Origin of the sequence: Bradyrhizobium sp. (genome assembly GCF_027307225.1) — a bacterium.
Classification (GTDB): Bacteria; Pseudomonadota; Alphaproteobacteria; order Rhizobiales; family Xanthobacteraceae; genus Bradyrhizobium.
Window position 1 is genome coordinate 21356 of the sequence record NZ_DAHUXJ010000094.1, and the last position, 25168, is coordinate 46523.

Genomic DNA, 25168 nt, shown 5'->3' on the forward strand with positions numbered 1-25168 from the left:
CTAATTCTGGCTCTCCTTGAATTGGCCCAAGCCTGATTGCACGATGAAAAAGCCGGGCGTGACGCCCGAAGTTGCGGGCGACGATGACCTCAGAAACGGGAACAGCGGCGTGGGGAGGACGGCTCTCCGGCGGATCGACCGTCTCGGTCGCGGTTGCGACCGCCATCGTCGTGGCCGACATGGTCGGCGTCGGCGTCTTCACCAGCCTCGGCTTTCAGGTCAAGGACATCCCCTCAGGCTTTGCTATCCTCGCGCTCTGGACCGCGGGCGGCATCGTCGCGCTGTGCGGCGTGTTCTCCTACAGCGAATTGGGCGCGATGTTTCCGCGCTCGAGCGGCGAGTACAATTTCCTCGGCCGCGCCTATCATCCCGCTTTTGGTTTTGTCGCGGGCTTCGTGTCGGCGACGGTCGGCTTTGCGGCGCCGGTGGCGCTGGCGGCAATGGCGCTGGAGCAATATGGCCACGCGATCGTTCCGGGTGCGCCGCCGCTCTCGCTCGCGGTGGGGATCGTGTGGGCGGTGTCAATCATCCAGCTCACGGGCGTCAGGCACTCATCGACATTCCAGTTGATCGCGACCGTCCTGAAGGTCGTGCTGATCACCGCTTTCCTGATCGCGGGTTTCGTCGTCGGCCGGGCGCAAGACGTATCCTTCGCACCGCAAGTCAGCGATATCGGTTATGTCGCCAGCGCGCCGTTCGCGGTCGGGCTCGTCTTCGTGATGTATTCTTTTTCGGGCTGGAATGCCGCGACCTACATCGCGGGCGAAATACACGATGCCGGCCAAAACCTGCCGCGCGCCTTGTTTACCGGCACGCTGATCGTGCTGGTGCTGTATGTGGCGCTGAACGCGGTCTTCCTCCACACCGCGCCGATCGACAAGCTCGCCGGCCAGATCGACGTCGCGCGCATTGCCGGCAGCTACATTTTCGGCGAGATCGGCGGCCGTATCGTCGGCGCGATCATTTGCATCGGGCTGATATCCTCGATCAGCGCGATGATGTGGATCGGTCCGCGCGTGATGATGACGATGGGCGAGGATATCCCGGCGCTGCGCGTATTCGCCCGCAGGTCGACGCAAGGCGCGCCGGCCTATGCCATCCTGTTTCAGCTGACGGTCGCGACCTTGATGCTGTTCACCCGCAGCTTTGAGGCGGTGCTCGACTTCATCCAGTTTTCGCTGCTGTTCTGTTCGTTCTTCACGGTGCTCGGCGTGATCAGGCTGCGCATCACGCGGCCGGATCTGCCACGACCCTATCGCGCCTGGGGATACCCGGTCACGCCGGTGATTTTCCTGCTCGTGACGCTTTTCATGATGTACTATCTGGTCGTCGACCGGCCGTTGCAGTCGCTTTTTGGCGCGCTGCTTATGGTGTCGGGCCTCTTGATTTACCTGGTTTTCCGCAAGCGCGACGACGCCGGCGCTGCGAGTCCACCGCCGAGGGCAGGTCGCAAATAAGATGCTTCGCACTTTGAAAACCGTTGTGGCCGCTGCGGCCCTGTTATTCGCAGCAGCGCTTGGTGGCGCGCGCGCCGCCGACGCGCCGACCGCCGACGACACCGCCAAGTTTCTTGCCGGCATGACGCCGTCGGCCAACTCGCCTCTGATGGCGCTGACCAGGGATCCGGCCTGGCAGCGCCATGCGAAGTTTTTCGATTCCGCGTTCGGCCAACTCGATCAGCGGCAGATGTCGAGGGTGCGTGCCTGGTCGGAAGCCAATATCGCCGCGCCCAAACCGACGATGTTCTATATGTTTTCCGGGCCGGACTTTCTCTACGCCAACGCGTTTTACCCGAGGGCAACCACCTACGTGCTGAGCGCGCTCGAACCGCCCGGTTCGATTCCGGATCTGATGAAGGTGCCGCCCGGCAGCATTGCGGCCACCTTGTCTGACGTCGAGCATTCGCTTGGTTCGATCCTCAGCTTTTCCTTTTTCATCACCAGGAAGATGAAGGTCGACCTGCATGAGGGCGAGCTCAACGGCGCGATGCCGTTGCTGTACGTATTCCTGGCGCGCTCCGGCAAGACGATCAAGAATGTCTCGAGCCTTGCGCTCGACGCCAAGGGAACTGCGTACTTTGCCAACGAGAATCCCGGTGGCAATGCGGTGCGCGGCGTTCGCATTGTCTTTGCTGGACGCGATGGCGTCGACAGGACACTGTATTATTTCTCGACGGATCTCTCCGACTCCAGTGTCAGGGTGAGCGGCTTTTTGAAATTCTGCGCGACGCTCGCGCCGGGCAATAGCCTGATCAAGAGCGCGTCCTATCTGATGCACTCGCCCAGCTTCTCGGCGGTGCGCGATTTCATTCTCGCCAACAGCGCGGCCATCATTCAGGACGATTCCGGAATTCCGCTTGGCTATTTCGGCGCCAGGAAGTGGCGCTTGTTCCCGTTCGGACGCTATGCTGGTCCGATCGCCGAATTTCCCAACAAATATCAGGAGTCTTATGCCGAACTGTTTCAGCGTGCCCAGCCGCTGGATTTCGGCATCGGCTACCGCTGGCACTCGCATGAATCGAACCTGCTGCTCGCTGTCCGTTCGCCGGATGACGGTGCGGCGACCGCGGACGCAACGTCGTCGACCGAGGTAACCGCGCCGCCGGCGCCGAGGCCCAAGCGCCCGCGCAGGCCGCATCCGCAGCAGCCGCTACCATGGCCTGAACCGCCGCACGGATTTCTCTGGTTTCAGTGAGGCTGGGTAGGGGCGATTGGAGCCCGCGCGGTTTTGATCGAATCAATACCGGGCTCCGGGTTTTTGTTTTGACGCGTTTTCTTCACGCGAACCGGTACCCACTTCGCTTGAAAACGCTCCTTACCAGCGCACGGTCTGGCTTGGCTCAATGAAGCTCGATGTGAGATGCTTCTTCGGGTGTTCGGTCAGGAAATGGCCGACCGTGATGACGATGAGAATCATCGCAACAATCGCCAACAAATCGATCTGCCGCGGATCGTGACCGGTGGACCGGATTCTCCAGCGCATTGCTGACGTCCTCCGAAAGAAGACACCAAGCTAACCCTCAAACGATAGGCCGGTTCCTGTGTTACGGCAACGCATTTGCGTGGTGCGCCGCAGCGCAGCGGGCCAAAACATCACGCTGAGTTGACGCCGCGCCAGCGTCCGTATTTCCACGGTAGATACCATCGCGCGCCCTCGGGCCTTGTCGCCGGAACGTTGTCGATACCCGAGGTGCCGAACGGCTGACACCGCAACAACCGCGCCAGCGTCATCCATCCGCCAGCCCACAATCCGAAGCGTCCGATCGCTTCATCGGCATAGACCGAGCATGTCGGCAAATGCCTGCAATTATAGCCAATCAACGGTGAGAGCGTATGCCGGTAGAGCCAGATCATCGCGCGGCCGGTCTGTCGCGGCAGATGCTCAACGTTGTGCGCACAAGCCTCGCAATGAGTGGATGGCCGGTTCAGCTTGAAGGGCAAATGCCTCATGGACGTGGTGCTGCGATGTTGGCGCGGATATCTGGTTCCGGCTCGGGGAACCGGCTTGCGTCAATAATTGTGCCACAGTTTTGGAAATATCAACGGTTTGCGCCGCGGCGCAGCAAGCATTCTATGGACGATTCCGGCAACTGCGTTTACGCTTTTTAACGCGGGGATGACAGAATCGTTGTCGTGTCGAACCGGTGCGGCCGCCGTTTTGGCGATTGCGGGGGAAGGAACCAAATTGAAACTCGTCAGACTTCGCTTTCGCGGCTTGGCGCTGATGGCCGCTGCCGCTGTCTGTGTTGCTGTGCCAGGCATTCTCGCCGCCTTTGGGGGTCTCGCGCACGCCGACGCGGCGCTCGAAGAGCGCAAGCTTCCGATGCAATTCATCTGGGTGGCCTGCCAACCGCATTGCAGCGGATGGATCAGCGCAATCGGCATCGTGACAGCCGATAGTCCGAAGGATTTCGAGGATTTCGCGAAAGGACGTGATCTTCGCGGTGCGACGGTCGTGCTGGATTCCAGTGGCGGCTCCGTCAACGACGCCATCACACTCGGCCGCCGCTTCCGCAGCCTCGGACTGATGACGACGGTTGGCACCAGCATCCTGACCCACACTGCCCAAGGCGATCGCAGCGTCATCGAGCCAGACGCCTACTGCGAGTCGATGTGCGTGTTTCTCTTGTTGTCCGGCAAGACGCGCTATGTGCCGGAAGCCGCGCATGTGCGGGTGCATCAGATCTGGATGGGCGATCGCGCTGACGACGCGAAGGCTGCCAGCTATTCTGCCGACGATCTGATGATCGTGGAACGCGATATCGGACGGCTTGCAAAATACACCTTCGACATGGGCGGCGCCGGCGATCTGCTTGCGCTCTCGCTCAGTATTCCGCCGTGGGAAGAGTTGCACGAATTGTCGCGCGCGGAATTGCGGCTGACCAATCTCGTCACCACCGAGGCGGTCGCCGAGGTGCTGCCGTCGACGGGCGGATCGGTCATGCAGGTGGCGGCCACGAAGGCGGTGCAGGACCGCTTCGTCAGCGCCGCGGCGAGCGACGAGCATGCCGCGGCCGCGCCGGTTGCCAAATCCACTCGGACGGCCGAGGCATTAACGCCAGTCTCGAGCGTCTCCGCCGCGCCAGCCCAATAATGGTCTGGCTTAGGCGGTCTGTCGTATAGTTGAAGTCTTCAGGCGGAGGCGGTCTGCGCTGCCTCGTTGCCATTTGCCTTGTCCGCCGTCCTGGCTTCGATCTGTCCGATCGCATCCACCACGGCGTCAAAGGTCAGCATCGTCGAGGCGTGCCGCGCCTTGTAGTCGCGGACCGGCTCGAGCACGGCGATCTCGGCCCATTTGCCATCGGGTGGCTTGCCGTTTTCCTTCAGCATCTTGCGAACAGTTTCGCGCAACTCACGCAATTCGCCTGCAGTTGAGCCGACGACGTTGGCTGCCATGATGGAGGAGGAGGCCTGGCCCAGCGCACAGGCCTTTACGTCATGGCCAAAGTCGGTGACCACGGAGCCGTCCATGTTGAGGTCGACTTTGACCGTCGAACCGCACAATTTGGAATGCGCCGTGGCTGACGCGTCGGGCGAGGGCAGGCGGCCGAGCCGGGGGATATTGCCGGCGAGTTCAATGATGCGCTTGTTGTAGACGTCGTTTAGCATAGTCCGAACTCATGCTTCCCGCCCTTGGCGGCCAAGGTGCATGGTCCTATATATGGCTGGAAACGGTGGAAATACACCCCGCCGTTTTCGTCATGGTGGTCCGAAACAGGTACCCGCTGGCCACCGTAAGGCGATCTTAGTTGGGGGGACTCAGGCGCCCGGCGGAACTTCCGCCCCGTCTGCCGGTGACACTCCGGTCTTTTGTTGACCGGTCGAACGGAGCTGACATGGACGCATTGATCAAATCCCTCCGCCCAAAGCCCTCTGATTCCAAGCCTTCAGACTTGAAGGCTTCCGACCCGAAGCCGTCCGAGACGAAGCCGGCGGACGTGAGGCCTGCCGAGCTTGATCCTTCCGAATTTTTAGCGGCAGCGGTTCGCGCCGATCAACCGCGGCCGTCGCGCGCCGAAGCGGAAACCGCGGTGCAGACCCTGTTGAGCTATATCGGCGAAAATCCCGGACGCGAGGGACTTCTGGATACGCCGCGCCGCGTGGTCGAGGCTTTTGACGAACTCTATCAGGGCTACCACCAGTGCCCGGCCGAGGTGCTCAACCGCACCTTCGGCGAAACCGCTGGCTATGACGATTTCGTGCTGGTCCGCGACATCGAATTCACCTCGCAGTGCGAGCACCACATGATGCCGTTCTACGGCCGGGCGCATATCGCCTATACGCCGGTCGAGCGTGTCGTCGGCCTGTCGAAACTCGCCCGGCTGACGGATATCTTCGCGCGGCGCTTGCAGACCCAGGAACATCTGACGGCGCAGATCGCCGCGGCGATCGATGAGATTCTCAAGCCCCGCGGTGTTGCCGTGCTGATCGAGGCCGAGCATACCTGCATGTCGGTGCGTGGCGTGGCCAAGCATGGTGCGATGACCTTCACCAGCCGCTACACCGGGATGTTCCGCGACAATCCGGCCGAGCAGGCCCGTTTCCTCTCCCTGGTGCGGGCGCAGCCGCGCTGAATGGCTTCGAAACAGGTCTCTTGTCCTCGGAGCTCTCGCTAAAAACCCTTCGAGAATCTAAAGCCGTGTCCACATCCGATAGCAACGACATCGAGGAAGGGCTGAGCCTTCTGCCCAAATTCGACGCCAACGGCCTCGTCACCTGCGTCGCCGCTGACGCGGCGACTTCCGAGGTGCTGATGGTTGCTCACATGAATGAGGAAGCGCTCCGCAGGACCATTGCGAGCGGCGAGGCCTGGTACTACAGCCGGTCGCGCGGGGCGCTGTGGCGGAAGGGCGAAACCTCCGGCCACATCCAGCGCGTCGTCGAAATGCGCGTCGATTGCGATCAGGACGCGATCCTGATTCGCGTCGAGCAGACCGGCGCTGCCTGCCACACCGGCCGGCGCTCCTGCTTCTACCGCAAGGTTGAGGCCGCCGAGGGCGGCGCGCGATTGTCGTTCGTGAACGCCGAGCGGCAGTTCGACCCCAAGGCGGTCTAGGGCAATCACACGTAAGGTTTCGTCGTGCCCCGGATGCTGCGCAGGGCGCCACTCTTTGCGGCGCTGTGCACTGCTGGTCCGGTCCATGGAGGAGGTCGCGTCCACTTGGGTCCCGGCTCCGCGGTGCATCGTGAAGGACGCTGCACCGCGTCCGGGACACGAACTCCCTTAACCCACTCTTAACCGTAATCACCGCACTGTGAGCCCGCAGGAGCGCGGGTGGGAGCCTTCGTTTCAGGCGGGAAGCGGGTCGTTTCGCGGGGAGCGGAGACCAGACAATGTCGGTCGACACATCGAATGCCTCTGCTGCAGGTGTCGATCCCGCGCGCCTGCGCGTTGCCGGCGCGATCAAGCAGGCCGCCATGTCAAGCGGCATGAGCTTTCAGTACCTGCTCGCGACCGCCAAGATCGAATCGAATTTCAATCCGGGCGCGGGAGCCTCGACCTCTTCGGCCCACGGGCTGTTTCAGTTCATTGACCAGACCTGGCTCGCCACGTTCAAGGACGCGGGCGGGCAGCTAGGCTACGGCAGCTATGCCAACATGATCACGCAGTCGTCCGACGGTACCTATTCGGTGGCCGATCCGACCGCGCGAAAGACGATCATGAAGCTGCGCGACGATCCGACGGTCGCGTCCGATATGGCGGCTGCACTCACCCAGGCCAACAGTTTCAGGTTGACCGGCATGCTCGGCCGGCGTCCGAACGACAGCGAATTATACATGGCCCATTTCATGGGCGTCGGTGGCGCCGCCAGGCTGATCGGCAATGCCGAGGACAATCCGCAAGCTTCCGCCGCACGGCTGTTTCCGAATGCCGCGGCTGCCAACCGATCGATCTTCTACGACCGCACCACCGGACGGGCACGCAGCGTATCGGAGGTCTATTCGGTGCTGCAGCAGCGCTATGCCAGCGCCGCGAGTTCATCTGCAACCCAAAGCGCGATGGCGTCGGTTGGCGGCGATGTCAAGCCGACCATGGCAGTCGCAAGCGCAAGCCCGGCCGCGCTATCGGCCGATAACGCGGCCTATCTCTCGACATTTCCGGAGACCCGATCCGCCGCGCCGGCAACGACAGCCTCGGCCACGACGATGGCAAGTGCCGCTCCCTCGAGCCCGGTCTTCCGTTCACTGTTTCAGGATGGCAGCCGCAGCCAGCCGGTCTCGCAGGCGGTGCGCGAATTGTGGGGCAACTCGGCGTCGCTGACGTCGGATCCGCCGGCATCCTCTTCTCCGCCTGCACCTTCGACCACGGTGGCGGTCGCGCCAACCGCGGCCACGAGCGGCGGCCTCGATCTCTTCAGCGATCGCAACGGCACCTTCAGCGGTTGATCCGGATTTGAAGGTCTTCGAGCGGCGCCGGCGCCGCAGGCCTTAACAAAACGTCAATGAAACCAGCCGGTTATAGTGAACGCTTTGTTAAGCGTCGTGGTTTATTTTGTCTTGCACTGGCGCGGAATGAAGGCGCCTGGTGCCGCCTATTCGGAGTTCCTGCGTTGCAAGTCACGAAATCGGTTCAGGAACTCCAAATAGGAAGCGGCACCAGAATTACTAGTTTGCTGGTGCCCTTAGCTTTTCGAAGTTCGTAGTTGGGGGTGCAGCGATGGGGTACGAACTTCGAAAAGTGGGCACCAGGGTTTTGCGTAAGCCGGCAGGGCAATGATCGTTCGGCAGTTCATCAGTTGGATTAAGACGGCACCGGCAGGCGAACGCGCCGAGGCGACGCGTGCTTTGGCGCGGGCCTGGCTCATCTCCGATCTTTCCGAAGACGACCGCGCAGCCGCCGAGGGCGCGCTGCTGATGCTGCTTGACGATCCGTCGCCGCTGGTGCGCCGGGCGATGGCGGACGTTTTCGCACGCAGTTACGAAGCTCCCGCGGCCATTGTGCAGGCGCTGGCGCTCGATCAGCCGTCCGTCGCTCTGCAGATCCTCGAACATTCGCCGCTTCTGATCGATGCCGACCTTGTTGACATTGTCGCGACCGCCGGCGGCGAGATGCAATGCGCGATCGCGCGCCGCATCAATTTGCCGGCTTCCGTCGGCGCCGCGATCGCCGAGGTCGGCTCGGCCGCGGCGGCGCTGGAACTGATCGAAAACGCCTATGCGGAACTGGCGCCATTTTCCTGGGACCGCATTGTCGAGCGTCACGGTCATCTCGCGGCGATCCGGGAATCGATGCTGGAACTGGAAGACCTCCCCGCAGCAACGCGGGTCGCGCTGGTCGCCAAGCTGTCGGACACGCTCGCGCAATTCGTTGTCGCCAAGAACTGGCTGAGCGCCGACCGCGCCGAACGGGTGGCAGGCGAGGCGCGCGACCGCTCGACGGTCAGCATCGCGGCTTCCTCGCGCGGCGATGACATGCGCGGCCTGATCGCGCATTTGCGCGCGACCGCCCAGCTCACGGCGGGCCTGATCCTGCGTGCGCTACTGTCAGGCAATCTCGAACTGTTCGAAGCCGCGCTCTGCGAATTGTCCGGCCTGCCGGGTAGCCGCGTCTCGTCGCTGTTGCTCGACCGCGGCGAGGCGAGCCTGGTGGCGCTGCTGAAACGGGCGGGCCTGCCGGAATCGACCTTCGCTGCATTCCGCGCGGCGCTTGAGGTTATTCACGAGACCGGCTTTACCGATACGCTCGGTGGGGCCGCGAGGCTGCGCCGCCGCATGGTCGAACGCGTGCTGACGCAATGCGAGACCGATCACAACGTGACCGATCCGCTTCTCATCCTGCTCAGGCGCTTCGCAACTGAATCGGCGCGGGAAGAGGCGCGCCTGTTCTGCGAGGAACTGGCGGCGGAGGAAGCCGTCGCGTTTGAGCCACAAGGGCTGATCGCGGCGTAGAAATATATCAGCGGGGCGACCGGGGCCTGCCCGTCATTTCAATAATCTTCCTTGAAGTTGCCAACGCTGCAGCTAGCCGCCGGGCGCTAATCCGCCGGCGCGATGCTCGGCGCCATAACAGCTTCGAGATGCTCGGGCCGGTCGTGGTTGACGCGCGCGAGATAGTCGTCCGCGACACCGCGCAGGCGCTTGCTCAGCTCGTGCGAGATGCTGATGGTGTCGAGCTTGGTGTGCTCGTGCACGATCGCCTGAATGGCGTTGATGTGGTGCGCGATCAGGTCAGCTGGCACGCGCGCAAGATCGGGCGCATGTTCGATGATCCGGCAGAGGCTCTCGGCGACGGCGCCAGCCGGCGGATAGCCAAAGGTCACCGCATCGCCCTTGAGGTCATGGGCAGCGCGAAACAGTTCGTCGCGCGACTTATCGGTAAAGCCGTTCTTGAGAATGGCGGCGTGGGCATCGGCCAGCCGTCCGACTTCGATCTCCATCCATTGCCGGAATTCGCCGGACAGGTCGGATAACGCCTTTTCCGCGCGCGCAACGGGATCATCGATATCGTCGTCGGCGACGCGCCGCAGCACCTTGCGCAGGGGGTTGGGCTGCGTGATCACATGGTGATCGGTGAATTTCTTGACCTCGATGTCGGATTTGCTGTTCGCCATGTGCTTTCTTCACTAGACGCCCGATCGGGCCTTGTCGAGCAGCGAGGGCTGCTGAAGGATTTCAAACTCGCCGCCGACGCGCCGTTCGGGCCCGATATAGGCGCCGTTGGTGTTGCGCCTGCGGTCCGGGCCGAAATAGGTCTTGGTCTTGATGAACGGCCGCGGATTGGCGACGACGTTCAGGATGCGCTGATACAGCCCCTTGGCGGAAATCGGCTTGGCGAGGAATTCGGTGACACCGGCATCGCGCGCCACCGTGACGCGGCGCTTCTCGGAATGACCGGTCAGCATGATGATGGGGGCGTAAGGGTTGCCCTTGGATTCCGGCTGCCGGATCATCTGCGCGAGCTCGAGCCCGTCGAAGATCGGCATCGCCCAGTCGGTGATGACGATGTCCGGCACATAGTGGGTGTACATTTCAAGCGCGGTCGCGCCGTCTTCGGCTTCATAGGCCTCGCGCGCGCCGAACGAATGCAACAGCGTCCGCAGGATGCGGCGCATGTGCGGATTGTCGTCGGAAATCAGGAACCGGAGCTTGTTGAAATCGATACGGAACATGGCGGTGCCTTCGGGGACACGCATACGCTGGTATACGCACCGTTAACCATATGCCTGCTGCGTTAAGGAATGGTTGCGATTGGCGGAGCCGGCGGTATCGATTTAAGGCCGCTTATTAGTGGTCCGATTCCGAAGTTCGCATCGGAGGGGCCGCAACAGCTTGCGAACTTCGGAATCGGAGCTCTAGCCGCCGAATTGTTCGCGCAGGATGCGTTCTTCGAGGCTGTGACCGGGATCGAACAGCATTCGCATCGAAATGGTTTTGTCGGACAGGATCTCGACACGGCGAACGTCGCGGGCCTCGTCGTGGTCGGCCACCGCGGCCACCGGTCGCTTGTCGCCTTCGAGCACCTCGATGACGACGAAGGCGGTGTTGGGCAACAGCGCACCGCGCCAGCGCCTCGGCCGAAACGGGCTGATCGGCGTCAAGGCGAGGAGAGGGGCATTGATCGGCAGGATCGGTCCCTGTGCCGAAAGATTGTAGGCGGTCGAGCCGGCCGGCGTTGCCACCAGGACGCCGTCGGCGATCAACTCCGGCATACGTTCGTGTTCGTCGATCAGGATCCGCAAGCGCGCTGCCTGATAGGCCTGACGAAACAGGGACACTTCGTTGATGGCGTGATGCAGGTGAATGTCGCCATTCGCATCGGTGGCGCGCATCAGGAGCGGATTGATCAGAGTCTCGCGCGCCGCCGCCAGACGTTCGTGCAGGCGATGCAGCGCGAATTCGTTCATCAGAAAGCCGACCGTGCCGCGATGCATGCCGTAGATCGGCTTGCCGGTGCGCATGTGCTGATGCAGCGTCTGCAGCATCAAGCCATCGCCGCCAAGCGCGACCACGACATCCGCATCTGCCGGATCGCGATTGCCGTACAGGGCCGCGAGCCGCCCCAGAGCCTCCTGGGCTTCGGCGCCCGGGCTGGCGACAAAGGCAATCCGGTCGTATGGCTGGGCTGTGCTCATGAAGTTGTGAAGGCGTCCTGTGGGTGGATGGTCGTCTATACGACCTTGTTTGGACTTGTCGAGACGATTGCCGGGAGGGTTGTCACGGTTTTGGACCAAAATCGCCGCTCCCGTAAAATAACATGCTTCCACGCGTATAAAATGGCTGGGACTGCGTTGGTGCGAGAAGTTGGAGAAAAGATTAATGTCTATCCGGCCTGCGACCCCTGCGACTTTCGGCCTTGTGCCCGCGGTTCTTGCTGTTGTCATGCTTGCGCTCATGGGCGGCGCGGGGGCTCAGGACGCCAGGCACGAGCCGCTGTCCCAGGCAACCTCCGCTTCGCCACCTTCCGGCCAGAAAGCGGGACAATCGGCTTCGCGCAGTGGCGCCGCAACGATGGCCGAGACACGCCGGCTGCCGGAGGACTCCACCACCAAGCACAGCATCAACGTGAGCGGGCGGACGCTCGCCTTCACCGCGACCGCGGGCTCGCTTCGCCTCTTCAACGGAAAGGGAGAGCCGCAAGCGGATATCGCTTATACGGCCTATCAGCTTGACGGCGCCGATCCGCACAGCCGTCCCGTAACGTTCTTTTTCAATGGCGGTCCCGGCGCGTCTTCGGCTTATTTGCAGTTTGGCTGTGCGGGCCCCTGGCGCCTGCCAATCGAAGGCGAGGCCGCGATTGCTTCGGCGTCGCCTGAATTGAAACCGAACGCCGAAACCTGGCTGGACTTTACCGATCTCGTCTTCATCGACCCCGTCGATACCGGCTATAGCCGCTTCGTCTCGACCGAGGAGGACGTCCGCAAGCATTTCTTCTCGGTCGATGGCGACGTCAACGCGATGGCCGTCGCCATCCGCCGTTATCTCGAAAAGTACGATCGCCTGCTGTCGCCCAAATTCATCGTCGGTGAAAGCTACAGCGGCATTCGCGGGCCGAAGCTGGTTCGCGAGCTGGAAAAGGAGCAGGGCGTCGGCGTCCGCGGATTGATCCTGATATCGCCGGTGTTCGATTTCCGCGAGTTCGGCGGCACGAGCATCCTGCAATATGTCATAAGTTTGCCGTCAATGGCGGCGGTCGCGCGGGAGGCCAAACATTCCGTCACGCGCGCCGACATGGCGGACGTCGAGACCTACGCGCGGAGCGATTTCATCGCCGATCTGATCAAGGGGGAAGCCGACAAGGAGGCGACGACGCGGCTCGCCGACCGCGTTTCGGCGCTGACGGGCATTGATCAGGCCGTCACCCGCCAGCTGGCCGGGCGTCTCGATGTTTCCGAGTTTCGCCGCGAATTCGATCGCCGCGATGGCAAGGTGACCGGCCGCTATGACGGCTCCGTGCTCGGCTTCGATCCCGATCCCGATTCAAGCCAGGCCCGTTTTCCCGATCCGTCCGGCGATCCGCTGATCGCGCCGCTGACCAGCGCTGCGGTCGATCTTACCCGGCGTACGCTCAACTGGCGTCCCGATGGTCCTTATCACCTGCTCAACGGTTCGGTTGAGCACTCCTGGGATTTCGGACGCGGATTAAATCCGCCCCAATCGATTTCCCAACTCCGGCAGATCCTTGCGTTCGATCCGAAGCTGAAGCTTCTGGTCGGGCACGGATTGTTCGATCTTGCCACGCCATACTTCGGCTCGAAGATCTGGCTCGATCAGTTGCCTGCCTATGCGTCACCAGATCGGGTGAAGCTTGTGGTCTATCCCGGAGGCCACATGTTTTATTCGCGCGACGGCTCGCGCCAGGCTTTCCGCGCCGAAGCCGAGGCCCTGATGAAATAGGGTCAGAAGCCGTGCTCAGCGGGAGCGACGCTTTTGCGGCGCGTATCTGCGCTCGATTTCGGTAGTTACTGCTTTGCTCGGCCTCACATTGACACCCGCCAGCCAGATGTCGGTGACAGCGCCGGATTTGCCGCGCGATCGGCGAACAGTCTCGCCATGGCTGCCATAGCCATTCGCCGAGACGATCCGGCCGGCGTCGCGCCCGGTAATTTCGATTTCAGAGGCATCCATAAAGGGATTGTTGAAATGCGGAATGGCCGCGATCACCCTGTTTCCCATGGGTACTAGATCGACGGCGCCCCACATCGTCCACCAGCGGCCGGCCCAATCGCGCAGGTTTCGGTCGGGCGCGCCGCGGGTCTTGAATGCCCGGAGTATTTGCATGCAGCCATCCAGCCAGAACGGCGCCCCGCCGTCGATGGAATTGCTCAAAAGGGTGATGCTGACCTCGCAAGCGGGTATCACGATAGTGCGAGAGAGATAACCCTGGAAGCCGCCGCCATGGCCGAACCAGTCCCATCCATCGGTTTGACCGATGTTGACCCCCAGGCCGTAATACGCCTCGAAGCTCATCGGAATGCGCCAATGTTTTCGCGTCATTTCCCGACGAGATGCTGCCGCAATCACGCTCTGTTTCGCGCTCGGCGCCAGCTGGGCAAAAAAGCGTGCTGTATCGGCGGCTGTGCTGACGAAGCCTGCAGCTGAGCGAATCGCGTGCGTTGGATTATCGCCGGGAAGGACAAAACGCCGTCCGGCAGGTTGTTGTCGCAGGTGACCTCGTGCAAAGGGAACGCCCTTGGGGAGCGGCGTATCTGGCAGGGTTTCCTTGAGCCCGCCGGCGTCGATGATCTCGCGCTTGATCCAGGAAGTGTAGGGCTCGCCGGTGACGGCCTCCATCACGAGGCCGAGCAGGCCGAAGCCATGATTGGAATATTTGAAGCGCGTGTTGGACTCGATGGTTGTGGGCTGTTGAAGTTCGGCCATCAGCTCCTTTGCGTTCAGATAGTCGCGTCGATCGATGAATTGCCCGGAATCGACACCGTCACGCGTAAGGCCGGCGCTGTGCGAGAGGACTTGCGCAATCGTCGTCTCGGCGACCTGTTGATGCAGTGCCGTGACATATTGTCCAACGGGATCGTCGAGCCGCAATTTGCGTTGCTCGCGCAACTTCATAATTCCAGCGGACGTGAAGCTCTTCGAATGTGACGCGATCCGGAAACGGTGGCGCGGCGTGAGCTTCTCGCCGGTATCGAGGTTGGCTACGCCGAACGCCCGCTCGGTAACGACTGCGCCCCGATGGGTTACAGCGATGATGCATCCTGGCTGCTGCGACGCCATCACCTGAAATTCAAGCCAGTCGCAGATATAGTCGACCGCCGATCGTAGCCACGGATTCACGGCGCGATCTCCCTGGAAAACCAATGGTGCGGGCGCGCTTCGCAATAGGTGAAAAACAAAACCGGCGCAACCCGTACAGGTTGCGCCGGCCAGAACGTCCCTGAAACGTAAGCTGTCCCGATATCAGTAAACCAGGCCGGTGCCCGCGGGCTGCTCGAGCGCCATGGCGAGCGACTTGTATTCGGCGCAGTCGGTGCCGCAAATCTGCTTGATGCGGCTCAAATGATATTGCGCGGATTCGCGATTGCCCTGTTCGAGCTGCCACAGGCCGTAATACTGCCAGGTGCGGACGTGGTTCGGGTCCGCCTGAAGCGCGCGCTCGTACCAGACCTGCGAGACCCTGTAGTCGCCGAGCTTGCGGTAGGAGTAACCGATCAGATTGGCGACGTCGGCGACGTCGTCCCGGCCGAGCGCCTTCAATTCGGCGATCGCCGAAGTGTAGTCGTGGCGGTCGTAGATCGTCGCGTAGGCGGCTCGGTAGCCTTCGAGGAATTTCTGATCCTCGATGCTCGAACTCTTGCCATGCTTCTTTTTCTTGGCCTTGCCCGAGTCGGACGGCGGGGAGGGCGTATCACCGCCGGCGGCCTTGGCAACACTGACCATGGGACCCGCCACCGTCGCGGCGGCGAACATCGCAAGGGTCAAAAGTCGGATCGCAATTTTGGGCATGCGTTTCTCCTGATTTCAGTCAAGGGCAAGCCTACATCGGAGCCCCTCAGTCTGAACACCCGCTGTCGTCGATCATTCCAACGGCATTTTTTTGTGCTTTTCGGGAATTTTTTCGTGCGAGACGCGTCAGGACGCGAGTCGTTCTGCGTTCCCGTTGCCGAACATGACCAGAAATTCATCGAGATGAACGAAGGCCGTTGCTCGGCTTCAGGACGGGTTCAGAGACCGCCTTCTATGGTCGCAACATGATCGACGAGCCCGGCCATTCCGGCCGGCATCCTCCGGGATCCCTTTCGAAAGGAGCTTTCCATGTTGAAGACGATTTCAGCCGCACTGCTTGCCGCTTCCTTCCTTGCCGCCCCGGCGATGGCTGCGAGCACCCAGCAAACGACGAAGGCGCCCGTCACCAAGTCGGCTACCGTCGGCAAGTCGGCCCAGATGAAGAACCCGCTGAACGCCAAAGCGAAGATGAGCAGCCATCACAAGCGCCATGCCAAGCATTACACGCATCACCGCACCCACAAGAAGGTGGCGGCGAAGGTGCACAAGTCCCTGAAGGTCTCAGCCAAGCCTGTTAAGCACCCCGCCAAGCGCGGCTGAGGACGAACCGCGGAGGTAGTTCGCTTTTCAAAGGACCTTCGCGGACTTCAGGTCCGGCCCACGCCGCCCCAACGGCGTCGGGCCGGCGCCTGCTTTTAGGCAATTCCCTTTCATTTTCGGAAGGGCTAGAAACCGACTAGTGTGGCGACACTGACGTTCCTTTCAGTTTCGCAGCGACCTCTTCAAAGGAACGTCAGAGTCAAAGCCACACTAGAATCATATATTTGCTAGTGTCCCTTTGGTTCTGACATTCGTAAATGTGCCCGCTGCGAGGCGATACGAATATCAGAACCGGGACACTAGACGGGCCAACCAGAAGACAGGTTTCGATTGGGGATTTCGGCAAAGCGGGTGGCAATTCTGATGCTGCCGATCGCGCTCGCAGCTTGCTCGAGCAGCGGTGACGAGGGCCAGCGATTCAGCTTGTTTGGCGCCAAGCCTGATACCCTGCAGGCCTTCCCGAGCAACTACCGTGCGGAGTTGCTGGCCTTCATGAAGACCTACCTCAACAATCCGGTCGGCGTGCGCGACGCTGCGGTGGCCGAGCCGGTGATGCGCGAGGTCAACGGCAAGATGCGTTACATCAGCTGCCTGCGTTATTCGCCGCGCGAGGCCGACGGCACATACTATGAGCCGCGCGATAGAGCGGTGCTGTTCGTCAACGGCCGGCTCGACCGTCTGATCGAGAAGGTCGGCGAGCTCTGCACGGGCGTCGCGTCGGCACCGTTCCCGGAAATGGGAAAGATGACGCGCTGAACGTGCGCGTCTGGCATCCCAGGCGGGAAACCTGCACCTCCGCGGCCCCGACGCGGAACTGCGTCTCATCACATTTCGGCGAGGCCGGTTCCACGCGCTGAACCCTGGCCGTGCTGACCCGACCAAATTGAAAGATTCCTGCGGAAAAATGGGACGTCCTGGAACGAAGCGCCGCTGTGGTGTCGGTGCGACATTCTGAAAGTAAACGTATTTGGCTGTGCCACGAAGCAACCAAATTCACGCCACGTTGTTTGGTTGTTGTCGATCACGACGATAACGGGGAACCACCATGAAAAAAATCCTGCTAGGCGCGGTCGCCTGCATGGCGTTCGCGGCTCCAGCCTTCGCAGCTGACCTGCCGGCGCGGACCTACACTAAGGCTCCGGTCTATAGGGCGCCCGAGGCCATCTATAACTGGACCGGTTTCTATATCGGCGGCCATGTCGGCGGGGCATTCCCGGGCAGCAACAGCCTCGAGGGCAGCGATGCTCGCTTCATGGGCGGCGCGCAGGGCGGCTTCGACTACCAGTTTTCCAACAACTGGGTGATCGGTGCTGAAGCTCAGTATAGCTGGCTGACGGGTGGCGGTGGCGTTACCTTTCCGGGCGGGACAGTCATCACTGGCAGCACGGACCAGATTGGTTCCGTGACAGGGCGGCTCGGCTACGCCTTCGGTCCCACGCTGCTCTATGCCAAGGGCGGTTATGCCTGGCGCGGCAACAACAATCTTCTCGGCGTGACCACGAACGGCCTCGCGGTGCCTTTCGCGGTCGACGGCAATCATCGGGATGGCTACACCGTCGGCGCCGGCCTCGAATACATGCTCACGTCGAACTGGTCGATCAAAGGCGAGTACCAGTATTACAACTTCGGCGGCACGACCTTCACCGGCGGTCCGGCGCCCATCGTCGGAGCGCACTTCCGCGACGACGACCACACCGTCAAGCTCGGCATCAACTACCGCTTCGGATGGGGCGGCCCGGTCGTCGCCAAGTATTGAGCCAGATACCGAACCATGTGCTGAGCGCTTCACCATTGAAGCGCTGGCAACGATCAACAAGAAGGCCGGCGCTACGCCGGCCTTTTTCGCCTGCTGGCCGATAGAAATATTTTCGCTGTCGTGAAACTTTCTCGGGACATCGCTATTGTGGTGCTGCCCAGGTGGCTGGACATCGCACATGCGTATCTTCGCCCTAGCGTTGGTCTTCTGCGCGTCAGCTTTGCCGTGCCTGGCGCAGACCGTGCTGAAGTCCGAGCCGCTCCTGCTTTCGCCTTACGAGATTGTCTTTGTCGAGAGCGCCTCCTGCCCGTCGGGGCAGGTGCTTAAGGTGACCGGCGCGATCCGGGGCCTTCATCGCCGCAAGAGCTGCGTGACCCTCGCCGCCGAAGAGGCCTCGCTGGTAGTCCAATTCTAACGTTCGCATCCGGTCGGGACGCCCCAAGCCGTCGTTCAGCCAGGAAACCGGCCGCCTTCGGTCACGCCGCGTCCGGCGTCGGGGTCTCCCATTCGACCGCGCGGGCGGCCTCGCGCTCCGCATTGGTCCGGTTCCGGACTGGATCTTCCTGCGGGTCCGCCCGGCACGGCCGGATCTCGTAGTCATTTTCCAGCACCCGCTGGGGCCCGGGCTTGTCGTCCCCGGATACCACCTCGACCACCAGTCCGCTCTTGCGGGCCAGCTTCCAGACGTCGGCCTCCGTCGGATAGGCATTACTCAGCCGCGCGTCGTTGCAAAATAGCGCGTAAGGCATTCAAAACTCCGTACGAATTGGCCTCGCAAACCTGCATAACGCCGAAGGGCCGGTTCCGGTTGCAGGCTCCCGGGGAGGGCCGGTTAGCACGGCCGGGGGCGAGTCGTAAATGAGTCCTAAACCCCCCAAAAAATATCGGGCGAGACTCCTTGACTAGAATCGCCTGATGCTGGCCCTCGCCATGAGCATTATCAGCCAGATCTCCTGCGGGAGGATTCACGCAACGCTGTCGATCGCGTTGCTGGCGGCCTGTGTCGCCAATCTGGCACTATTATGTGCATTCTTCTGATCGGATTCCGCTGACGGCGCCGGATCGCGGCCTTGAAGGCCGAGTTGTTTCCCTCGATATTCTCACGTGGTCGCGATCCTGCCCAAAAAGGGATGAGGTCGAGCGTCTCTGATAGGTGAGGTCAAAGACGAAAGGACGGGCGCATGCCGCGAAAGGGAATCACCGGCCACGATGAATGGGTGATCACGGAAGCCTTGGCGACCGCGCTGATCGCGCTGGAGCAGTTGCCGGAGAAGCACCAGCCGGCCGCGCAAATGGACGACATCAAAAAGCTGCTCGCCGCCGGCTGCCAGTCCGGCACCGTCAACCTCCATCTGGCGCAAGCCAAATGCCGTCTGTTTCCGGCGGCGAACCGGGAGGCGATCTACCGGGAGTACGGTCTGGAGGACGGGCAAGCCTGATCCGAAACCTTGCCCGACGGCGATAGCCCTTGTCCGGCAACTCTGCTATTTGACGCCCGCCAGTTCCGCGACCACCTCCACCGGGTGCGGCGCTTGCGGAACGACGATAAAGTCGAATCTCAGTTCGCCGGTTTAGCTCAGCGGTAGAGCAGCGGTTTTGTAAACCGAAGGTCGGGAGTTCAATCCTCTCAACCGGCACCAGTTCTGAAGCGCATCGATAAAACCGCCGCAGTTTGGTTAACCGCCGATTAATTTTATTCTGCGACTGGTTCTCTCGTCGCCCCCGATCAGGGCTGCGGAGAATACCGATGTCAGCAATGTCAGTGACCAGCAACATCTTCAGCGCTCTACAATCGGCCTATACGACTTCGACACAGGTCTCGATTCCGCCCGGTTCAAAGTTTGCCAAGGTCGATCCGACGCATTGGAAGGGCACCTGGACCGCGACCGACTCCAAGGGCAAGCCGGTCACGCTCACCATTTCGAATGTCAGCGGCTATCGCGCGACCGTCCGCTTTCAAACTGCTGATGGCGGCCTTCAGACGGGGCGCGTCCTGATCAACACCAATAACGTCTTTCGCATCGGCAATTCTCAGATGCAGCTGACCGGCACCGGCAAGATGACGATCAGCACTGTCATCACCGATGCCACGACCGGCAAACAGTCGATGGAGACCGATCACGCCACGCTCCACAGCTGACGCTCGTCGAGCCGGCTTTGCCAGTCACTTTCGATTCCGGCACGAAAGGGGCGGCTAATCGGCCGCTTATTGGCTTTGGGTGACTTGCTTCGACGCCACGGCCCACGTCGAGTTAATGTTTTCGTCTCCCGAAACCCCTGAAATTGACAAAGCATGAAGGCCTGCGCGTTAGGCTTACCGCGACTTTGGCGGCCCGCCTTAACGCCTGCGGCCTCGCCTTCGATTAGGGTTATGAGCGTAGCGGGATGGATACGATGCGTGCTGTGATCACACTGGTGGTCTTGATCGGAACAGCGGGCGCGGCGTGCGCCGAAAGCGGCCCGGTGATCGCGATTCCCGGCCGCGCGGGCGTGCCTGTCATCATCAACGGCGTCGATGCATCCTACGCGGTGGTCGAAGGCGACTGGGGCCTGGCCAAGGGCGTCCATATCCCCATCACGGTGTATGGCGGTCACCCCATCGATCCCGGTCCGCCGGTCGGTCATTACTATCCGAGCGCGGGGCACCTGCCGGGCTACGGACGGCTGGAGATCCAAGGCGCCGACAAGCCGAAGCCCGCGCAGAGTTTCCATCAATCCTGGTCCGCCGGATCCGGGCAGGCAGATCCACCGATGCCGCTCGATCAGGTGCCGCAATATCCGCCGCCGATAATCACCGCGCCGCAATTCGATGAGCGCGATCACGGTCGCGAACGCGAACACGGTTTCCGGCAAAACTCAGCGATCCCTCAGCAGAAATCCGCACTTCCGCAGCAGATCGCTCCGCCCCCTCAGCCGGAGACTCAGCGAGGCCCGGAACGTCGTCCGTAAAAATCCAAATTCAATAACGAAGCGTCCTAACAGGAGAGAGTAATGCGTCAGATGATTTCAGGAGCGGTAGCGGCTTTGGCCGTGATTGCCGCGGGCGTCGCGCCTGCCAAGGCATGCGATACCTGCTCGCAGTGCGGATATGTCAGCCCGTGCGGCGGAGCTTACGTTCAGCCGTATTATGCAGGCTATGAACGCCTGCCCAATCCGGAAGTGCAGTACCACAACCCTGTCGCGCCGCCGCAGTATTATTATGTCGAGCAGGGCCCGACCTATACCGGACCCGGCGACTTCGCGCCGCACCGCGTCTATCGGGAAGAAGGCATTTATGGCTGGGGCTATCACCACCGTCACCACGCGTACCGGCACCATCCCTGGCATCACCACCACTGGCACCGCTACGGCGACCGTCACGTGCTGCACAGCTATTACTGATCGCCGCAGCCGCGGCTTCTTCAAGGCCGGATCGAGCTTACTCCACTAGCCCATCAGGCCGAGCCGGCTCGCGCCGATATAGAGCGCGAGCACAGCGGCATTCGATACGTTGAGGCTCTTGATCTCGCCGGGCATGTCGAGCCGCGCCACCACGCCGCAGGTTTCACGCGTCAGTTGGCGCAAGCCCTTGCCTTCGGCGCCGAGCACCAGCGCGAGCGGCTGGCGTAGCGCAACGGCGCCGAGCTTTTCCTGTCCCTGGCTGTCGAGCCCGACGGTCAGGAAGCCGAACTCGTTCATCTCATTGACCGCACGGGCAAGGTTTTGCACCGTGACCAGCGGCACCAGTTCCAGCGCGCCGGAGGCGGATTTGGCCAGCACCCCGGTCGCTTCCGGGCTATGGCGAGCGGTAGTGACGATCGCCTTCACCGCAAAGGCGGCCGCCGAGCGCATGATCGCGCCGACATTATGCGGGTCGGTGATCTGGTCGAGCACCAGCACGATGCCTTCTTGCGGCAGCGTATCGATGCCGGGCGAAGCGAGGGGGTCGGCCTCCGCCAGCAGTCCCTGGTGCACGGCGTCCGGCCCGAGCCGCTGATCGATCAGGTTCGGCCGCACGATCTCAGGCTCGATCCGGGTGTCGATCTTGTCGTCGGCAAGCCGCCGGGCGGCGTTTTCGGTCAAAAACAGCTTGCGAAGGCGCCGCTTCGGATTGGCGAGCGCCGCCGTCACCGTGTGCCAGCCATACAGGATGACCGTATCGTCGGCGGCGCCTTCGCGCCCGCGCCACGGCGGCTTGCTCCCGGCGCTGCGTCGCGGTCCGGGCGGTCTCCTGCCTCCCTCGTCACGATGAAATTTTGGCTTTCGGTCGCGCATGGAAGGCTTGTCTCACGGGTTCCGGCGCAAGGCAATTACACGACATTTTACTGAGGTTCTGAAAATGTTGGTATCTTCGTCCCCGGCTTCGGTTGACTTTGGCTGCCGGCTTCGCTCATAAACGCGCCCGGCCGGGGCTTCGACGAAGCCGTCCGGCTTTCAGCGTCATCGGCAGGCTGATTCCGCCGCTTCGAGCGGGCAAGTTTGCGATGGTCTGAGACGGGGAAGTGTCCCGAGTGGCAAAGGGAGCTGACTGTAAATCAGCCGCCTCATGGCTTCGAAGGTTCGAGTCCTTCCTTCCCCACCAGCCTTCGCTCGCTTCGCAAGCTCCGGCCAGGCAAGCCCTCACGTAGCGAAGGCTGCCGCGCCGAAGCCGACCGGCGAAGGCGGGCTGTCACCGCTACGGCTTCTTCAACACAGCCCTCAGTTGATCGACATAGGCCACCTTGTTCGATGCCATGAAGGACTCGTTTTCCTCCAGGATCATCACCTTGGCGCTCCGCCAGGCATTGAGGTCGCTGTCGGAAAGGTTGCGCTGCAATTCGCGATAGGGCTCGCCCCCGAAACGGCCGAGCGTGGCGTAGTAGAAGAGCTGAAGCCGTGCGAGACAATTGCCCTCGATCATCAAGCGCGCAGGCAAATGGCCGAAGCTGGAGCTGACGATCTCGACATCGAGCTGCCGCGCGGGGCTCTCGGCGCACGGCATTGACGGCTGGAAGCTGACTTTCGGCGCCTGATAGCTTAACGGCGGAAAGAACACGTTCAGGAGGTTGACCAGTTCACGGTCGGCGCCGCTCAGCACGCCCGACATTTGATAGGTGAACTTGAAGGGCGGAATGATCTCGTGCCCGGCCTGCTGATTGATTGCCTCCACGATGGCCGAGACCGCGCGCGCCCCGGCGACCTCGTTCCAATGCTCGCCGCCTTGAGGAAACAGATCGAACGGATAGCTGCCTTTCAGTGAATGGATCAGGCTCGCAGTATCGACGAGATGGATGCCCGCTTGCCTGAGCGCGCTGACATAGTCGGGGACGAGCTGGGTTCGCGCGGCCGGCGTGCTCGCGCAGGGAAGGTAGCTGGCGAAATATTCCGGCATGTCCGCGGCTTTGGACGGCGTGATCACGTAAATGAAAACGCCGCCATGGCTCTCGTAGTAATTCTGGATGTCAATGAGTTTCGGCAGCGCGATGGCTGCGAGTTTGGCGCCCATACCCTCCGTGCGGGAGCAATAGTCTTCGAGATAGCTTCTCTCGATCAGCTGGCCGTCTGCCCCCTTGAATATTTCCGGGGCGGTGACCTCACCGAACATCTGAACGATCATCTCGTTATTGATATGGATCAGCAGCGGCCGGATCGGGATAGCCTCGGCGATACGGTTCGCAACCGCCTTCTGGAACGTGCCGTTGCGAATCTCCGGCCATGAGAAGACCACCGGCTTATCGTAGGTGACGCCGCCGAGGTGGGGGCCGACCCTGAGGAACGTCCTGGGGTATTTCTGGCCGACCGTCAGATTCGAGGCGGTGGTGAGCGGCAAGGCAACGAGAAAGGCGTAAAAGGCCAGGCGGGCAATCGGACGGGAAAGTGCGATGCTGCCCATGGTCTAAAACCTGAAATAGATGAAGGGCTGGAAAGGCACCGTCACCGCCCGCGAAATCGACAGCACATAGATGACGACAAGTGCTGAGACTGTCAGCGTTCGCAGCCAGGCATGCCTCTCATAACCGCCGATCAGCGCGGGATAGAAGCGAGTAGCCGGCAACAGCGAAATGATGGCGCCCACAACCAAAGTAAACGGCACCTCGACAGGAATTTCGGTGGCGTTGGTAGCGTTCGTCATGCCCGCCAGCGCCGACAGAAAGGCAAACAGGTACGATGGGGAATTGGAGCGGAAGATCGCCCAGCCGATCATCACGATGAAGAGTGTGGCGAGTGTTGCAATCACGGCGCCGCATCGTTCGAGCGTCTTGCGCAGGAACAGGCGGTCGAGGGTCAGGAACAATCCATTGTACGCGCCCCACAGCACAAAATTCCAGCTGGCGCCGTGCCAGAGGCCGGACAGCAGGAAGCAGATCCAGAGATTGAGGTAGGTGCGCGCTTCGCCCTCGCGATTTCCCCCGAGCGGCTTGTACAAATAGTCGCGGATCCAGGTGGTGAGCGAGATGTGCCAGCGCCGCCAGAACTCCGTGAGCGACCGCGCGATATAGGGCTTGTCGAAATTCTCCTTCAGGGAGAAGCCGAGCATGCGCGCCAAGCCGATCGCCATGTCGGAATAGCCGGAGAAATCGAAATAGATTTGCAGGGTAAAGCTGGCGAGCGCGAGCCAGGCGCGCCCGGCGTCGAGGCCTGTGGGATCCGCCGCAAAGATCGAGTTGACGAAGGCGCCCAGCGGATCGGCGATCAGGAGCTTGCGCCCGATGCCGCGCGAAAAGCGCAAAAAGCCGACGCCGAAATCGCTCCACTCCACCGGCCGCGGTGAGGTGATCTGATCCTGCATCTCGTGATATTTGAGGATCGGGCCCGCCAACAGTTTCGGGAAGAACAAGACGAACAGGCAATAGTCATGGAACTTCGCGGCGGGCTTCGAGATGCCGCGATAGGTGTCGACGAGATAGGTGATCTTTTCGAACGTCACGAAGGAGACGCCGATCGGAAGCGCCAGATGCAGAAGCGGCAGTCGATGCTCGCCGAAGGGGCTGAGCACCAGATTGAGATTGTCGGCGAGGAAATCGGCGTATTTGTAGACGAAAAGGATCAGGAGATTGCCGGCGATGCCTGCCGCCAATGCGAGCCTGCGCGTAACGGGCGGGGCCGGGGCGCCGAGTCGAAATGACAGCATATAGTCGAACGCGGTCGACGCCAGCAGGACGAGAACGAAGACCGGCTCGCCCCAGAGATAAAACAGCGTGCTCGCGATCAGCAGCGCCCACTTCTTCGCTTCAGTTCCTCGCGTCAGCAGATAGAGCGCGTAGAAGGCGGGAAAGGCGAGGAGGAACAGCGGCTCGTAAAAAAGCATGTTGAGATCGACGTCTGTTCCCGAACCGCTGTCGCAAGGGCTGCGCTTGCGAAGGTCCGCCACGGGTAAAGCACAGCACCCGCGGCAAGTCCAACGGGACCGATCGCCGTTTTAGAGGCTCGCCGACAGCAAGGCAGGGCCCAT

General features: G+C 61.8%; 29 protein-coding genes and 2 tRNA genes. 19 read left to right on the forward strand and 12 right to left on the reverse strand.

Going from position 1 to position 25168, the window contains the following annotated elements; all coding sequences use genetic code 11:
* The first annotated feature begins 83 nt into the window (after window positions 1-83).
* Together M6D32_RS16280 and M6D32_RS16285 are read left to right on the forward strand one after the other, a co-directional pair.
* Window positions 84-1457: an amino acid permease gene (locus M6D32_RS16280; protein WP_298257985.1), complete on the forward strand. Its 1374-nt coding sequence runs from the start codon at window positions 84-86 to the stop codon at window positions 1455-1457.
* A gap of 1 nt (window position 1458) precedes the next feature.
* On the forward strand, window positions 1459-2694 hold the full coding sequence (locus M6D32_RS16285) for a hypothetical protein (RefSeq protein ID WP_298257987.1): 1236 nt from the start codon (window positions 1459-1461) through the stop codon (window positions 2692-2694).
* Between the two features lie 120 nt (window positions 2695-2814).
* On the opposite strand, the gene M6D32_RS16290 is transcribed toward M6D32_RS16285, so the two are convergent.
* Window positions 2815-2982: a hypothetical protein gene (locus M6D32_RS16290; protein ID WP_298257989.1), complete on the reverse strand. Its 168-nt coding sequence runs from the start codon at window positions 2980-2982 to the stop codon at window positions 2815-2817.
* Window positions 2983-3092: 110 nt separating this feature from the next.
* A complete protein-coding gene (gene yidD / locus M6D32_RS16295) occupies window positions 3093-3449 on the reverse strand; it encodes a membrane protein insertion efficiency factor YidD (protein ID WP_298257991.1) in 357 nt (118 codons plus the stop codon).
* Window positions 3450-3684: 235 nt separating this feature from the next.
* Here yidD and M6D32_RS16300 point away from each other — a divergent pair, with 235 nt between their 5' ends.
* Entirely contained in the window at window positions 3685-4593 is a 909-nt protein-coding gene (locus M6D32_RS16300; protein ID WP_298257992.1) for a hypothetical protein, read from the forward strand.
* A gap of 38 nt (window positions 4594-4631) precedes the next feature.
* Here M6D32_RS16300 and M6D32_RS16305 read toward each other — a convergent pair whose 3' ends face one another.
* On the reverse strand, window positions 4632-5108 hold the full coding sequence (locus M6D32_RS16305) for an iron-sulfur cluster assembly scaffold protein (RefSeq protein ID WP_298257994.1): 477 nt from the start codon (window positions 5106-5108) through the stop codon (window positions 4632-4634).
* Window positions 5109-5335: 227 nt separating this feature from the next.
* Between M6D32_RS16305 and folE the strand changes: the two genes are divergently transcribed.
* From folE to M6D32_RS16325, 4 genes are all read left to right on the forward strand, one after another.
* Window positions 5336-6073 (forward strand): GTP cyclohydrolase I FolE, encoded by a 738-nt coding sequence (gene folE / locus M6D32_RS16310; RefSeq protein WP_298257996.1) that lies wholly within the window; start codon window positions 5336-5338, stop codon window positions 6071-6073.
* Between the two features lie 65 nt (window positions 6074-6138).
* Window positions 6139-6555, forward strand: a complete 417-nt coding sequence (hisI, locus tag M6D32_RS16315; protein WP_298257998.1) for a phosphoribosyl-AMP cyclohydrolase — start codon at window positions 6139-6141, stop codon at window positions 6553-6555.
* 278 nt (window positions 6556-6833) lie between these two features.
* Window positions 6834-7886, forward strand: a complete 1053-nt coding sequence (locus tag M6D32_RS16320) for a transglycosylase SLT domain-containing protein (protein WP_298258000.1) — start codon at window positions 6834-6836, stop codon at window positions 7884-7886.
* A 327-nt stretch (window positions 7887-8213) separates the two neighbouring features.
* Window positions 8214-9389, forward strand: a complete 1176-nt coding sequence (locus tag M6D32_RS16325; protein ID WP_298258002.1) for a DUF2336 domain-containing protein — start codon at window positions 8214-8216, stop codon at window positions 9387-9389.
* A gap of 86 nt (window positions 9390-9475) precedes the next feature.
* Here the strand turns inward: M6D32_RS16325 and M6D32_RS16330 are convergent, their stop codons facing one another.
* The 3 genes from M6D32_RS16330 to M6D32_RS16340 form a co-directional block, all read right to left on the reverse strand.
* On the reverse strand, window positions 9476-10051 hold the full coding sequence (locus M6D32_RS16330; protein ID WP_298258004.1) for an Hpt domain-containing protein: 576 nt from the start codon (window positions 10049-10051) through the stop codon (window positions 9476-9478).
* A 12-nt stretch (window positions 10052-10063) separates the two neighbouring features.
* Window positions 10064-10609, reverse strand: a complete 546-nt coding sequence (locus M6D32_RS16335; RefSeq protein WP_298258006.1) for a response regulator — start codon at window positions 10607-10609, stop codon at window positions 10064-10066.
* Between the two features lie 183 nt (window positions 10610-10792).
* Window positions 10793-11572, reverse strand: a complete 780-nt coding sequence (locus M6D32_RS16340; protein ID WP_298258008.1) for an NAD kinase — start codon at window positions 11570-11572, stop codon at window positions 10793-10795.
* 259 nt (window positions 11573-11831) lie between these two features.
* On the opposite strand from M6D32_RS16340, the gene M6D32_RS16345 reads away from it, so the two are divergent.
* A complete protein-coding gene (locus M6D32_RS16345; RefSeq protein WP_298258087.1) occupies window positions 11832-13334 on the forward strand; it encodes a peptidase S10 in 1503 nt (500 codons plus the stop codon).
* Between the two features lie 15 nt (window positions 13335-13349).
* Here M6D32_RS16345 and M6D32_RS16350 read toward each other — a convergent pair whose 3' ends face one another.
* Entirely contained in the window at window positions 13350-14732 is a 1383-nt protein-coding gene (locus tag M6D32_RS16350; protein ID WP_298258010.1) for a serine hydrolase domain-containing protein, read from the reverse strand.
* 123 nt (window positions 14733-14855) lie between these two features.
* A complete protein-coding gene (locus M6D32_RS16355; RefSeq protein ID WP_298258012.1) occupies window positions 14856-15401 on the reverse strand; it encodes a tetratricopeptide repeat protein in 546 nt (181 codons plus the stop codon).
* A gap of 309 nt (window positions 15402-15710) precedes the next feature.
* Here M6D32_RS16355 and M6D32_RS16360 point away from each other — a divergent pair, with 309 nt between their 5' ends.
* The 4 genes from M6D32_RS16360 (at window position 15711) to M6D32_RS16375 (ending at window position 18172) form a co-directional block, all read left to right on the forward strand.
* Complete coding sequence (locus M6D32_RS16360; RefSeq protein ID WP_298258014.1) at window positions 15711-16001, forward strand: hypothetical protein; 291 nt, start codon at window positions 15711-15713, stop codon at window positions 15999-16001.
* Between the two features lie 351 nt (window positions 16002-16352).
* On the forward strand, window positions 16353-16757 hold the full coding sequence (locus tag M6D32_RS16365; protein WP_366145839.1) for a hypothetical protein: 405 nt from the start codon (window positions 16353-16355) through the stop codon (window positions 16755-16757).
* Window positions 16758-17046: 289 nt separating this feature from the next.
* The gene (locus M6D32_RS16370; protein WP_298258016.1) at window positions 17047-17757 is read left to right on the forward strand and encodes an outer membrane protein; all 711 of its coding nucleotides are present in this window, start codon (window positions 17047-17049) and stop codon (window positions 17755-17757) included.
* 178 nt (window positions 17758-17935) lie between these two features.
* Entirely contained in the window at window positions 17936-18172 is a 237-nt protein-coding gene (locus M6D32_RS16375) for a DUF6719 family protein (RefSeq protein ID WP_298258017.1), read from the forward strand.
* Window positions 18173-18233: 61 nt separating this feature from the next.
* On the opposite strand, the gene M6D32_RS16380 is transcribed toward M6D32_RS16375, so the two are convergent.
* A complete protein-coding gene (locus tag M6D32_RS16380) occupies window positions 18234-18506 on the reverse strand; it encodes a hypothetical protein (protein ID WP_298258019.1) in 273 nt (90 codons plus the stop codon).
* 181 nt (window positions 18507-18687) lie between these two features.
* On the opposite strand from M6D32_RS16380, the gene M6D32_RS16385 reads away from it, so the two are divergent.
* The 6 genes from M6D32_RS16385 (at window position 18688) to M6D32_RS16410 (ending at window position 21138) form a co-directional block, all read left to right on the forward strand.
* On the forward strand, window positions 18688-18795 hold the full coding sequence (locus M6D32_RS16385; RefSeq protein WP_298258021.1) for a glucose transporter: 108 nt from the start codon (window positions 18688-18690) through the stop codon (window positions 18793-18795).
* Window positions 18796-18938: 143 nt separating this feature from the next.
* Window positions 18939-19196: a hypothetical protein gene (locus M6D32_RS16390; protein ID WP_298258023.1), complete on the forward strand. Its 258-nt coding sequence runs from the start codon at window positions 18939-18941 to the stop codon at window positions 19194-19196.
* A gap of 126 nt (window positions 19197-19322) precedes the next feature.
* Window positions 19323-19397, forward strand: a tRNA-Thr gene (locus M6D32_RS16395).
* Between the two features lie 107 nt (window positions 19398-19504).
* Window positions 19505-19897 carry a hypothetical protein gene (locus M6D32_RS16400; RefSeq protein ID WP_298258025.1) on the forward strand — a complete coding sequence of 131 codons (393 nt, stop codon included), beginning with the start codon at window positions 19505-19507 and terminating at the stop codon, window positions 19895-19897.
* Window positions 19898-20151: 254 nt separating this feature from the next.
* Window positions 20152-20706, forward strand: coding sequence for a hypothetical protein (locus M6D32_RS16405; RefSeq protein ID WP_366145840.1), 555 nt, complete (start codon window positions 20152-20154; stop codon window positions 20704-20706).
* 42 nt (window positions 20707-20748) lie between these two features.
* Window positions 20749-21138: a hypothetical protein gene (locus M6D32_RS16410; RefSeq protein WP_298258028.1), complete on the forward strand. Its 390-nt coding sequence runs from the start codon at window positions 20749-20751 to the stop codon at window positions 21136-21138.
* 45 nt (window positions 21139-21183) lie between these two features.
* Here M6D32_RS16410 and rlmB read toward each other — a convergent pair whose 3' ends face one another.
* Window positions 21184-22011 (reverse strand): 23S rRNA (guanosine(2251)-2'-O)-methyltransferase RlmB, encoded by an 828-nt coding sequence (rlmB, locus tag M6D32_RS16415; protein WP_298258030.1) that lies wholly within the window; start codon window positions 22009-22011, stop codon window positions 21184-21186.
* 221 nt (window positions 22012-22232) lie between these two features.
* Here rlmB and M6D32_RS16420 point away from each other — a divergent pair.
* Window positions 22233-22318: transfer RNA gene (locus M6D32_RS16420), tRNA-Tyr, on the forward strand.
* 93 nt (window positions 22319-22411) lie between these two features.
* Here the strand turns inward: M6D32_RS16420 and M6D32_RS16425 are convergent.
* Together M6D32_RS16425 and M6D32_RS16430 are read right to left on the reverse strand one after the other, a co-directional pair.
* A complete protein-coding gene (locus M6D32_RS16425) occupies window positions 22412-23608 on the reverse strand; it encodes an alginate O-acetyltransferase (RefSeq protein ID WP_298258032.1) in 1197 nt (398 codons plus the stop codon).
* Window positions 23609-23611: 3 nt separating this feature from the next.
* Window positions 23612-25024: an MBOAT family O-acyltransferase gene (locus tag M6D32_RS16430; RefSeq protein WP_298258089.1), complete on the reverse strand. Its 1413-nt coding sequence runs from the start codon at window positions 25022-25024 to the stop codon at window positions 23612-23614.
* Between the last annotated feature and the right edge of the window lie 144 nt (window positions 25025-25168).